Origin of the sequence: Allobrachymonas chironomi DSM 19884 (genome assembly GCF_000374625.1) — a bacterium.
In the GTDB taxonomy this organism is placed as follows: Bacteria; Pseudomonadota; Gammaproteobacteria; order Burkholderiales; family Burkholderiaceae_C; genus Brachymonas; species Brachymonas chironomi.
Genome location: NZ_KB894772.1, coordinates 53,139 through 63,375, shown reverse-complemented (window position 1 = coordinate 63,375; position 10,237 = coordinate 53,139). Strand labels below are relative to the sequence as shown.

General features: G+C 65.0%; 11 protein-coding genes. 8 read left to right on the top strand and 3 right to left on the bottom strand.

Annotated elements, in window-relative coordinates:
* Nucleotides 1–10 precede the first annotated feature (10 nt).
* The 7 genes from C513_RS0109175 (at nucleotide 11) to C513_RS0109145 (ending at nucleotide 6,288) form a co-directional block, all read left to right on the top strand.
* A complete protein-coding gene (locus tag C513_RS0109175; RefSeq protein ID WP_003050104.1) occupies nucleotides 11–775 on the top strand; it encodes a DsbA family protein in 765 nt (254 codons plus the stop codon).
* A 176-nt stretch (nucleotides 776–951) separates the two neighbouring features.
* Nucleotides 952–1,446 carry a JAB domain-containing protein gene (locus C513_RS0109170; RefSeq protein WP_003050103.1) on the top strand — a complete coding sequence of 165 codons (495 nt, stop codon included), beginning with the start codon at nucleotides 952–954 and terminating at the stop codon, nucleotides 1,444–1,446.
* Between the two features lie 163 nt (nucleotides 1,447–1,609).
* Complete coding sequence (locus C513_RS0109165) at nucleotides 1,610–2,056, top strand: TIGR03757 family integrating conjugative element protein (RefSeq protein WP_013520787.1); 447 nt, start codon at nucleotides 1,610–1,612, stop codon at nucleotides 2,054–2,056.
* The gene (locus C513_RS0109160; RefSeq protein WP_018715746.1) at nucleotides 2,053–3,000 is read left to right on the top strand and encodes a TIGR03756 family integrating conjugative element protein; all 948 of its coding nucleotides are present in this window, start codon (nucleotides 2,053–2,055) and stop codon (nucleotides 2,998–3,000) included. The genes C513_RS0109165 and C513_RS0109160 overlap by 4 nt, the downstream gene beginning before the upstream one ends.
* Before the next feature lie 10 nt (nucleotides 3,001–3,010).
* Nucleotides 3,011–4,405, top strand: a complete 1,395-nt coding sequence (locus C513_RS0109155) for an integrating conjugative element protein (RefSeq protein ID WP_003050095.1) — start codon at nucleotides 3,011–3,013, stop codon at nucleotides 4,403–4,405.
* Nucleotides 4,402–4,749 (top strand): hypothetical protein, encoded by a 348-nt coding sequence (locus tag C513_RS0109150; protein WP_003050094.1) that lies wholly within the window; start codon nucleotides 4,402–4,404, stop codon nucleotides 4,747–4,749. Before C513_RS0109155 ends, C513_RS0109150 begins: the two co-directional genes overlap by 4 nt.
* 15 nt (nucleotides 4,750–4,764) lie before the next feature.
* Complete coding sequence (locus C513_RS0109145) at nucleotides 4,765–6,288, top strand: conjugal transfer protein TraG N-terminal domain-containing protein (protein ID WP_003050092.1); 1,524 nt, start codon at nucleotides 4,765–4,767, stop codon at nucleotides 6,286–6,288.
* A gap of 6 nt (nucleotides 6,289–6,294) precedes the next feature.
* On the opposite strand, the gene C513_RS0109140 is transcribed toward C513_RS0109145, so the two are convergent.
* The 3 genes from C513_RS0109140 to C513_RS0109130 all read right to left on the bottom strand — a co-directional run bounded on the left by C513_RS0109140 (nucleotide 6,295) and on the right by C513_RS0109130 (nucleotide 8,010).
* Complete coding sequence (locus C513_RS0109140; RefSeq protein ID WP_003050090.1) at nucleotides 6,295–6,654, bottom strand: DUF3742 family protein; 360 nt, start codon at nucleotides 6,652–6,654, stop codon at nucleotides 6,295–6,297.
* 84 nt (nucleotides 6,655–6,738) lie between these two features.
* Nucleotides 6,739–7,371 carry an RES family NAD+ phosphorylase gene (locus C513_RS0109135; RefSeq protein ID WP_003050087.1) on the bottom strand — a complete coding sequence of 211 codons (633 nt, stop codon included), beginning with the start codon at nucleotides 7,369–7,371 and terminating at the stop codon, nucleotides 6,739–6,741.
* A gap of 12 nt (nucleotides 7,372–7,383) precedes the next feature.
* Nucleotides 7,384–8,010, bottom strand: coding sequence for a hypothetical protein (locus C513_RS0109130; protein WP_003050085.1), 627 nt, complete (start codon nucleotides 8,008–8,010; stop codon nucleotides 7,384–7,386).
* 315 nt (nucleotides 8,011–8,325) lie between these two features.
* On the opposite strand from C513_RS0109130, the gene mobH reads away from it, so the two are divergent.
* Complete coding sequence (gene mobH, locus C513_RS0109125) at nucleotides 8,326–10,188, top strand: MobH family relaxase (protein ID WP_026320719.1); 1,863 nt, start codon at nucleotides 8,326–8,328, stop codon at nucleotides 10,186–10,188.
* Nucleotides 10,189–10,237 lie beyond the last annotated feature (49 nt).

The following is a 10,237-nucleotide window of genomic DNA, read 5'->3' as shown; positions in this document are numbered from 1 at the left end:
GGAGAACGCCATGGAACAGAAACGCTCATCCATTCCGATGCAGGTCCAGGCGTTCCGCCGTCGGCGCTGGCGGGCCCGCTGGCCATGGGCGTTAGGCGCAGTGCTGGTTGCGCTGCTGCTGATCTGGCTCGTGTCCCGTTCGCCAGGCGAGTCCACGCCCCAAACCTCGGCGCCTGTCAGCGAGACGCAGGTGGCCGGGCCTCCTTGGCAGATGGGCAACCCGGCAGGTCGTTTCACGCTGACGCTCTACGCGGACCTCGAATGCCCGTTCTGCCGGTCCTATTTCCCTGTCCTCAAGCGTTGGGTAGCCGGCAATGCGGACGTGGCCTTGCAATGGCACCACCTGCCGTTGGCCGCGCATGAGCCGGCCGCGTCCGCCGAAGCGCGCTTGGTGGAATGCGCGGGCGAAGCCGGCGGCCATCCCGCCTTCTGGCAGGCTGTCGAGTGGGTCTATGTCCACACACACAGCGACGGCCAGGGCTTGCCCGAAGACCTGCGCCACCCCGCCCTGACGCCAGCCATCGAACAGTGCATTGCGAGCGAGCGGCCCGACGCGGCGATTCGTACCCAAACTGCGGAAGCCACGAACAGCGGCGTGACCGCCACGCCGTCGCTGCGGCTGCACGATCGCGAAACCGGCAAGGCGATCCTGCTGCAGGGCCCGATCGAGGGCGATGCCTTGCTGTCGGCCATGGACATGCTCGCGGCCGGCGATCCCGCCGCCACACCCACATCGGAAATGCCTGCCGACGTCGTCGGCGACATGCCCAGGTAGCCCCGGTCTTCAAGGCTACGGCGCAGTCCGCTGCGCTGACCACAACCCCGTTCGCCTCGCATCCTGGCCGCGAACGATCACCGCTGCCGCGGTGATGGATGCACCTTGTTCGTTCCCCAGGAGGGCTTGCCCTCCCAGGGCGAGTGCCCTCCGATCTCACCGTCTGGAGGTTCGCCATGTCTTTCGCCGTCAATGACTCCTGCCTGGAGTCGCTTTCCGCCATCGCTGCCCAACACGAGGACTGGATCATCCAGCAAGCCATCGTGCTGCTGGAGAGACGGGTCTTCAAAGCTGGACCGTGCCTCAGCCAACCGGCCGCTGTACGGGACTACCTGCGTCTGAAACTGGTCGCTGAGCCCAATGAGATATTCGCCGCTGTGTTCCTGGACAGCCTGCACCAGGTGCTGGCCTACGAGCCGCTGTTCAGGGGCACGATCAACGCGACTTCGGTCTATCCGCGTGTCGTCGTGCAGCGTGTGCTGGAGTTGAATGCCGCCGCGGTGGTCTTCGCCCACCAGCATCCTTCGGGCGTCTCCGAGCCGTCCAGCGCGGATCGCATGCTGACCCAGCAACTGCAAGCCGCGCTGGCGCTCATCGATGTGCGGGTACTGGACCACATCATCGTCGGCCAGGGTGCCCCGTTCTCCTTTGCGGAATCCGGCCTGCTGTAGCAATGGCACCGGCTCCTTGATCCACGCGGAGGCTTCGGCCTCCGCTTTTCATTGGCGCAAGACAAGCAGGTATGCGGGCAGTCCGCGATGCGCATTGTTTGTTGGGGCCGCATGGCGTTCGGCGTTTGACTATGGCCCTTGACAACTCTTGGGGGCGCTCGACATGCCAGCATCTTCATCCAGGTTCGCATCGGGCTGGCGAACCCTTGGCCTGGCCGTTGCGCTGCCGGCTTCCCTGGCCGTGTTCAGCCCGGCCAGCTTCGCCGCCGATGTGGTGATCATCACCGACAGCCGTCACCCGGTCAGGACCATGGGTGGCGAGCAGCTGATCGAGCTGGATGAAGCGCCCCGGATCGAAGCGGAGCTTTCTGCGGCGCTGCCCGCCGATCCCGGACAGGCAACAGCCATCGTGAAGCGCCGGCTGAGCCAGGGGGGCGCTGACCTCCAGCGTCGCATCGCCACCGCATACCAGGGCGTTGCCGACGCATGGAGCCTGGGCATCACCACCATTCCGGCTGTCGTGGTGGATCAGCGCTACGTGGTCTATGGCGAGCCTGACGTGGCCCGCGCCATCGCGCGCATCGAACAGCACCGGAGGGCCGAACCGTGATCCGCTCATTCGACCTTCTGCGCCGCATGCGGGCTGCCGTCACCTCCGTGCTGCTGCTCAGCGCCACGGGCAGCTACGCCCTGAACACGGCGACCATCGTGGGTTCAGTGGCTTCGCCCGATTGCCTGGAGTACCGGGTGGTGGGTATCTGCTACTGGCTCTACTGCACCTGGACCGGCTGCACGGTGCGCACGTCCGTCAAGGTCAGGCACTACATCCCCGATGCGGTGGTTTCGTCCTACTCGAACACCGGCGAGAACCCCTGGGTCGAAGTGCGCGCCATGAGCACGCCCAACCCTTCGGCCCAGGCCGGCGGGGACGGCACCACCAATGAAGATGACGAAAACAATCTCGCGAAGTTCAAGAACGCGGACGTCATCGGCCACCCCGGCGTCGAGGTGTTCAACCAGTTCGTCTCGTCCTCGGGCTATTTCTGCGAGGGCGCAGGCACGGCCTTCATGCCGTACCTGCTCAGTACGCTGGACACGCCGGCCTGGCGCTACAACGTACCGGAGATGGTGTACCCGGAGGCATTGATCCCGGGCATGCGCGAGGTCGGCGCGCGCTCGACCCTGAACCTCTGGGGCAACGTCTATCCGCGCGGCGGCTTCCTGCACCAGACGGACGACCACAAGGCCGGTGCCGTGGTGGCCCAACGGGCCGGCGATGTGGTCACGCGCCGCGGGCAGATCCACGTCTATCAGCCGCTGCTCGCCAACTCCCGCGATGGCTACTGGCCGGCCGGCGCGCTGATGGAGGGCGATGCCTCGACCGGCAAGTGGCAGGAACTCACGCCCGTCCTGTCCTCGTCCTGCACGGTCTTCCCGCGCAACGGCTTCCTGACACAGGCCCAACAAGGCGACTACGCCTGGGCGTTGTGGCGGCCCTATGCGTGCTGCGAACGCCGGGGCCAGGTGTTCCTCGGCAGCGTCGATTTCTATTGAGGGTACGGCGATGAAGCGTCCTGAACTGATGAACCCATCCGCCAAGGTTCGCCGCCCGCTGCGCCCCACGGCGCTAGCCGGCGCGCTCGCCCTGGTCTGTGGCCTCGCGTGGGCGCAGGCCGGCTTCCAGACCAGCGGCCCCGTCATCGGCGATGAGGTCATGTACTCGATCGGCGGTGGCAGTGCGGTGTCCATGGGCCGCGCCGCTGGCATGCGTTCGATCGGGGTCGGCCTGGGTTGGAACAGCAACCTCATCTGCGGCGACATGAGCATCCAGACCACGCTGCGCAATCAGCTCAATGGGATCACGAATGGGTTCCAGCAGATCATGAGCAACGTGATCCAGAGCGCGACCAGTGCCGTGGCATCGCTGCCGGCGCTGATCATCCAGCGTGCCGATCCGGGGCTGTACAACCTGCTGACCAATGGTGTGCTGCAGGCGAGGCTGGATTTCGACCGCTCCAAGCTGACGTGTCGCGCGATGGCCGAGAAGATGGCCGAGACGGCGGGCGGCCAGCTCGGATGGAGCCAGATGGCGGAAGGCATGGCGCTGCGCGATGCGGTGTCGAGCACGGATGCCGTATCGGCGATCGAGCAGGCCGAGACGCGCCGCGGCAACGACGGCGTGCCCTGGGTGGGCGGCAGCAATGCCGGCGGCGCGGGCCAGTCGGCCATCCGGGTGGTCGGTGACGTGACGCGGGCGGGCTACAACCTGGTCAACGGGCGCAGCGTGACTGACACGTCCTCCATCGCGCCCGCCAGTTGCGCGAGCCTGTCCTGCCAGACCTGGACGTCGCCGCAGCAGGCGACCGAATGGGCGACGCGGGTTCTCGGGGAACAGGTACAGCGCACGTGTGATTCCTGCACCAAGACCGAGACCGTGCCTGGCGTCGGGCTGACGCCGCTGATCCAGGAGGAGTACGAGACCAAGCTGGAGGCCTTGCAGGAACTGGTCTCTGGGACGCGCAACACGACGTTCGAGAACCTGCATGCAGCCGGCAGCACCTCGCTGCCCATTACACGCGGCGTCATCGAGGCGCTGCGCGACGAGCCAGACCAAGACCTGCTGGCGCGACGTCTCGCGTCCGAGGTCGCGTTGTCGTCCGTGCTGGAGAAGGCATTGCTGCTCCAGCGGACCCTGCTGACCGGCAAGAAGGAACCCAACGTGGCGGCCAACCAGTTGGCGGTCGAGGCCGTGAACCACGAGAGCGACACGCTCGATCAGGAGATCCGCAACCTCAAGACCGAACTTGAACTGCGGCGCGAACTGGCGAACAACTCGCCCATGGCCATCATCCAGCGCCACGGGACGCGCGCGGCCGGCTCGCGCGGCATCTACGAAGGCGACCCGGTGCCCGACCGCCTCGATCGGTTGCAGCGGGGCAACCCGGGAGGCACGCCATGAACGCGGCCTGGCTGCGCCCGCGCTGGCTTTTCAGCCGGCGCGCGGCAAAGGCGCTGCTCCTGGCGGTGGTCATCATCGCCGCGGCCGTGGGCGCCAATCTCGTCGGCATCTACCTCGTCGGCAGCGTTGCCGGCTGGGAGCGGTGGCTGGCTGCCAGCGCGGGCTACTTCCTGGTGTGGCGGCTGTGCCTGTACGGCGCGACGGTCTATGGCTGGGTCTGGATGCGCCGCCGGCTGCTGGCCCGCGAGGAAGACGCGCAAGCGCGGCGACGCCTGGTGCGCAGCGAGATCGCCGGCGTCGTCGCCATCGTGGCGCTGGAAGCCAGCCTGCTGATGCAGAGCTGAAGAGGGAGCCGCGCCATGACGCTTTTTACGACCGACTACCTGGAGTACTACCTGACGCTGGTGTCCTGGATCGTCAACAACGGCATCTGGGCGGTGCTGGTGTCGAGCGGAGTATTCGCGCTGCCGTTCGTCGCCATCATCGTGCAGGAGTGGTTGAAGGCCCGTGCGGAAGGTGCCGACGAAGGCAACAAGGGCGTGCTCTCGGCTGCGCGCATCGAGAACCGGGTCTTCGTCGCCATCGTGGTGGTGATGTTCGCTGGCATCCCGTTCATCGACGTGGACCTCAACACCATCCAGTACGACAGCTCGCGCTCGGCCCAGTGCCAGGTCAGCGTGCCGCAGCCCACGGATACCGGCTGGTCGCAGTCCTTCAGCACCATCAACAACCAGTCGGCGAAGGTGCCGGTCTGGTGGGCTTTCATGCACGCGCTCTCGCGCGCCGTCACGAGCGCCTCGGTGGCGGCGATCCCATGCGGCACGGACCTGCGGCAGATGCGCATGGAGATCGACGCGACCCGCATTGACGACCCGGTACTGGCTCAGGAAGTAGCGGATTTCTCGCGGGATTGCTATGGGCCTGCGCGGGCCAAATTGTTCATGCAGCGCCCTCAGCTTGATGAGCAGCAGATGCACGACGTGACCTGGATAGGGTCGAGGTTTTTCACGGACACGGGCGGCTACTACGACACCTACCGCTCAAGCACGCCGCGCGACGACTGGCCCTACGACAGCACCCGCGATGCGGGGCTTGCACAGGTGGGCAGCGGTGGCGGCTACCCGACCTGCAGGCAGTGGTGGGCCGATGGCGGCAATGGCCTGCGGGCACGCCTGCTGGGACAGGTGGACCCGAACCTGTTGAATCGCCTGGCAGGCTGGGCCGGGTTCCTGAGCAGGGCCGAGGTGGACGACTCGGTGATCCGCGCCATCGCGTCACCGCGGCAACAGAAATTGAACCAGGGTAGCGTCTATACGGACTATGGCGGCCAGATCGACAAGACCTTGCCGAACATCGTGACGCGGGCCACGGGAGACGTTGGGATGGCCGTCGGCGCGATTGCCGCGTTTCCCGCCATGGACGTCGTGAGACAGTCTCTGCCCATGGTCCTCGCCTTGCTCAAGATGGCGCTGGTCATCTGCATCCCGCTTGTGCTGGTCGTAGGCACCTACGATCTGAAGACGGTCGTTACCGTCAGCGTCGTGCAGTTCGCGCTCTTCTTCACGGACTTCTGGTTTCAGCTTGCGCGCTGGATCGATTCGACGATCCTGGATGCGCTCTATGGCTGGGGGTTCGGCTGGAATCGGCCGCACACTAACTTCGACCCGCTGGTGGGGCTGAACAACGCCTTCGGAGACATGCTCCTGATGTTTGTCACGGGCACGATGTTCATCGTACTGCCTACGTTCTGGATCATGGCCTTGGCTTGGGCGGGCGTTCGTGCCGGCAACGTGTTGCAAGGCCTCGCAGGAGCCACCGGAGATGCCAAGGCTGCTGGCGGAAGGGGAGGAAGCATTGCGATCAATGCAGTGTCGAAGAAGTGATCGCTGCTAGTCGTCCTCGACATGAGGATCAATGCGGAAACCGTCGTAGGTGTATAGGCCGAATCCTGCTGGTCCGTTTCGCCACTCTGGCTCGGGCAACTCCTCGCCCAAGTCGGTGTTGCGGGCCATCCAGGCAACCACCATGACGCACACCATCACCAGGGCCAGCCAGAAGGTGGTGTACAGCAGCACCCCGAGCGCAGCCAGCTTAACCATCCACACGAGCGCGGTGGCTCCAGCCGTCGGCATGCCCTTGGAAACCAACCAGTTCGACGCCCGCCGTTCACAGCGCGCGTAGGCACGCCATCCGCGGCCAAAGGCGCGGCCGAGGCGTTCTGCGGTGCTGGTGCGAGTCGTGGTGTTCATGGTCGTCTCCTACTGCTGAGGGATGCCTATTTCAGTTTGGTCCATTTCATTCTGTTTAGGGCTTCAATGTGTTCTCTTGCTGCTTCAGGACGCTTCGTCATCCGGTTCCAACGGGCCAGGGTCGGGCTCCACGCCGATGCGGTATGTAGCAACGAAACGCGGCCAGTCCACATGGTCAACGAGATCGATGTCCTCGATGACACTGACCTTCGCGCTGGCACGCTCGAACAGCGCGATGCTCTTGGCGGGATAGTTGTTGCGCGACGGATAGAGCACCCCGTCGAACAGCACCTGGCCGTCATCTCCAAGCATCGCATGCACCTGGGCCGACACCTGCTGCGTGTGCGTGTAGTCGCGGCTGGCCAACTGCTCCAGGTTCAGGCCGAAGTAGCCCGCCATGACGCCCGGCGCCGTGAGGTCGGCCAGAAGCACGTCGTCCATCACGCCCACTGCGCGCACCATCCGGCTCTGGACTTCTTTCAGCGCGATCGAGCGCTTCGTGTCCGCAAGCCACTGGTGCTTATGAAACACCGACTCCATCAGCGCCGTGGGCAGGTCGCGCCCCAGGTAGAGCACCCCGTAGGCCTGGGCCGGGTCATCGTAGCGATTGGTGCTGCTGCGGCCATAGTACAGCGGGCTGCCCCGATAGACGACGCGGCTCACATGCTGGAGCAGCTCACCGGCATCGATCAGGAACGAAGGCAGCTCGTGGCTCATGGCGATCTCGCTTCAATGCACCTGAACGCCCAGCACGTTGAACACGGCCTCGGCCACGTCGTCGATCGTGCCATGCGTCACCGCATCCACTGGCGAGCGGCCGCCCAAGCCTTCGAGCGGTTCGGACAGTGCGCGGTAGATCGTCCAAGGGTCGATGCCCTCGACCTCCTGAAGCACGGTTTGGGTCAACTGCTGCTTCACCGGGTCGAGCTGCCAGTCGGGCAGTTTCTGGCCTCGCGGCCCCACGTTCAGCGCCAGCAGCCGACGGGCGAGGATGTCCTTGTAGATCTGCTGGCGCGACTTGTCCGCCAGCTTGGCGTACTCCGCGGGCGGCAGGTTGTGCGGCTGGTTGAAGGTTTCCAGCAGCACGGCGCGGCCTCGCTGGACGTCGGTTTCAGTCGGCGCCCAGCGCGTCTCAGCGCGCAGCGCAGCCGTCTTACGCTTCAAGGCGTGCTCCACCGTTTCACCTTCGAGGTTGGCTGGCAGCTTTACCGCCTCCACGCGCTCGTGAATGAACGCCTGCAACTCGGCCGCGAAAGCCGGCGCATCCCGGATTTCGACGGTATCCGCGAAGCGGCGCACATCCTCCACGGTGACACGCGGCAGACGGTCGGCAATGAATTCAATGGCGGTGGGCATGGTCATCTCCCAGGTAGGTTTGAGACAGGACTTACTCTAGTCGCCTTTGTCGCATTTGTCAACTTTGACGCCTAGAGAGCAACCTACCTGGCGAAAACAGCGTCTCCGCAGCATAGGCCGAGGCCAGCGGCTGGTCGCCGCGCAATCCATTCGTGCGGGTTCCACATTGACGCTGGAACCGCAACCCAGGCCCCGCTATACCGAAACGGTTAAAGGCCAAAGGGCCGAAACGGCAAGGGAATGGGGTGCAAGGGGAAAGGCCCTACCTCGAAAAGGCAAAAAGGCCTCCCGGTCGGCCCGCCACAGGACACCCGCATGCTCTCCCTGTTCCAGCGAAAACGGCCCCCGGTCGCCGGCGCGCCACCGCCAGCACCCGCCACCGTCCTCCCGAAAGGGTTGATGCGGCCCGAGTCGGCCGCATCGCTGCTGGCCACCCCGCGCCGGCAGAAGCTGCTGGAGCACATTTGGCAGCGCACCTCGCTGTCGCGCAGGCAATTCGCCACGCTGTACCGAGCGCCCCTGGAACGCTACGCCGAGCTGGTCCAGGCCTTCCCGGCCTCCGAGGCGCATCACCATGCCTATCTGGGCGGCATGCTCGACCACGGCCTCGAAATCGTCGCCTACAGTCTGAAACTGCGGCAGTCCCATCTGCTGCCCATCGGCGCCAGCCCCGAAGACCAAGCGGCACAGTCCGAAGCCTGGACCGCCGCCGTCGCCTACGCCGCGCTGCTGCACGACATCGGCAAGATCGCCGTCGATCTGCACGTCGAGCTGGCCGACGGCAGCATCTGGCACCCTTGGCACGGCCCGCTGCGCCAGCCATACCGATTCCGCTACCGCGACGATCGCGAGTACCGCCTGCACAGCGCCGCGACAGGTTTGCTCTACCACCAACTGCTCGACCGTGAGGCCCTGGACTGGCTCAGCGGCTATCCGTCCCTGTGGGCACCACTGCTCTACGTCCTGGCCGGGCAGTACGAGCACGCCGGCGTACTGGGCGAACTTGTCGTGCAGGCAGACCGGGCCTCGGTGGCCCAGGAGCTGGGCGGCGATCCGGCCCGCGCCATGGCTGCGCCCAAGCACGCGCTGCAGCGCAAGCTGCTCGACGGGTTGCGCTACCTGCTCAAGGAACAGTTGAAACTGAACCAGCCGGAAGCCTCCGATGGCTGGCTCACCGACGATGCCCTGTGGCTGGTGAGCAAAACGGTCTCGGACAAACTGCGTGCGCACCTGCTGTCCCAAGGCGTCGATGGCATCCCTGCGAACAACACCGCGGTGTTCAACGTCCTCCAGGATCACGGCATGTTGCAGCCGGCGCCCGACGGCAAGGCTATTTGGCGCGCGACCATAACCAGTTCCACCGGCTGGTCCCACTCGTTCACCCTGTTGCGCCTCGCTCCTGCGCTGATCTGGGAATCTGGCGAGCGACCGACGCCTTTTGCAGGCACGGTAGCGATCCACGCGGCAGTCGCCGAAAACGACGCCGAGGCGCCGAAAATGCCGCCTGCGGCCATGGCGAAGGCAGCCCCGAACGGTCAGAAACTTCCATCTTGGGAAGGCAGTAGTACCGTCACCGCCTCACCGCCTAAGGCCCAGCCCGTGTCCGATGTCATGGAGGACATGCTGGCAATGGTGAGCACGAGCGGCTCGCCTGGTGCCGAGCAGGATGTGGAGCCGGTTGCACAGAGAAGCTACCCCGCAGACCCCAGCACTCCTATGCCAGCGACTGCCGCAGTGCTTCCTTCGCCACCACCATCTACTGCTAAACCACCCCTAACAGCAGCGCCCCCGTCAGGCGAACATTTCATGATGTGGCTGAAACAGGGAATTGCTTCGCGCCGGCTCATCATCAACGACGCAAAAGCGCTCGTGCATTCCGTGAATGACACGGCCTACTTGGTCAGCCCAGGTGTGTTCCAGCGCTACGTCCAGGAGCACCCTCATGTCGGCACGCTGGCACGGCAGGACAAGATGCCGGATTGGCAGTGGGTGCAGAAGCGCTTTGAGAAACTGGGGTTGCATCGAAAGCACGACAGCGGCTTGAACATCTGGATCTGTGAAGTCACCGGGCCGCGCAAGTCCCGGAAGCTGCATGGGTATTTGCTGATCGATGCGAATTGGTTGTTCGATGCAGTACCACCCAACAATCCTTATCTCAGAGTTACGCAAGAGATTTGAGCATGGAGTCCTACGTGGCGGTGAGATACGGTAGAGTTCGCCTTGGTAG

Bases quoted from the DNA above. Each gene is read 5' to 3' on its own strand.
- mobH (WP_026320719.1), top strand. From the start codon at position 8,326: ATGCTCTCCCTGTTCCAGCGAAAACGGCCCCCGGTCGCCGGCGCGCCA.
- C513_RS0109150 (WP_003050094.1), top strand. From the start codon at position 4,402: ATGAACGCGGCCTGGCTGCGCCCGCGCTGGCTTTTCAGCCGGCGCGCG.
- C513_RS0109155 (WP_003050095.1), top strand. From the start codon at position 3,011: ATGAAGCGTCCTGAACTGATGAACCCATCCGCCAAGGTTCGCCGCCCG.
- C513_RS0109165 (WP_013520787.1), top strand. From the start codon at position 1,610: ATGCCAGCATCTTCATCCAGGTTCGCATCGGGCTGGCGAACCCTTGGC.
- C513_RS0109175 (WP_003050104.1), top strand. From the start codon at position 11: ATGGAACAGAAACGCTCATCCATTCCGATGCAGGTCCAGGCGTTCCGC.
- C513_RS0109170 (WP_003050103.1), top strand. From the start codon at position 952: ATGTCTTTCGCCGTCAATGACTCCTGCCTGGAGTCGCTTTCCGCCATC.
- C513_RS0109140 (WP_003050090.1), bottom strand. From the start codon at position 6,654: ATGAACACCACGACTCGCACCAGCACCGCAGAACGCCTCGGCCGCGCC.
- C513_RS0109145 (WP_003050092.1), top strand. From the start codon at position 4,765: ATGACGCTTTTTACGACCGACTACCTGGAGTACTACCTGACGCTGGTG.
- C513_RS0109130 (WP_003050085.1), bottom strand. From the start codon at position 8,010: ATGCCCACCGCCATTGAATTCATTGCCGACCGTCTGCCGCGTGTCACC.
- C513_RS0109135 (WP_003050087.1), bottom strand. From the start codon at position 7,371: ATGAGCCACGAGCTGCCTTCGTTCCTGATCGATGCCGGTGAGCTGCTC.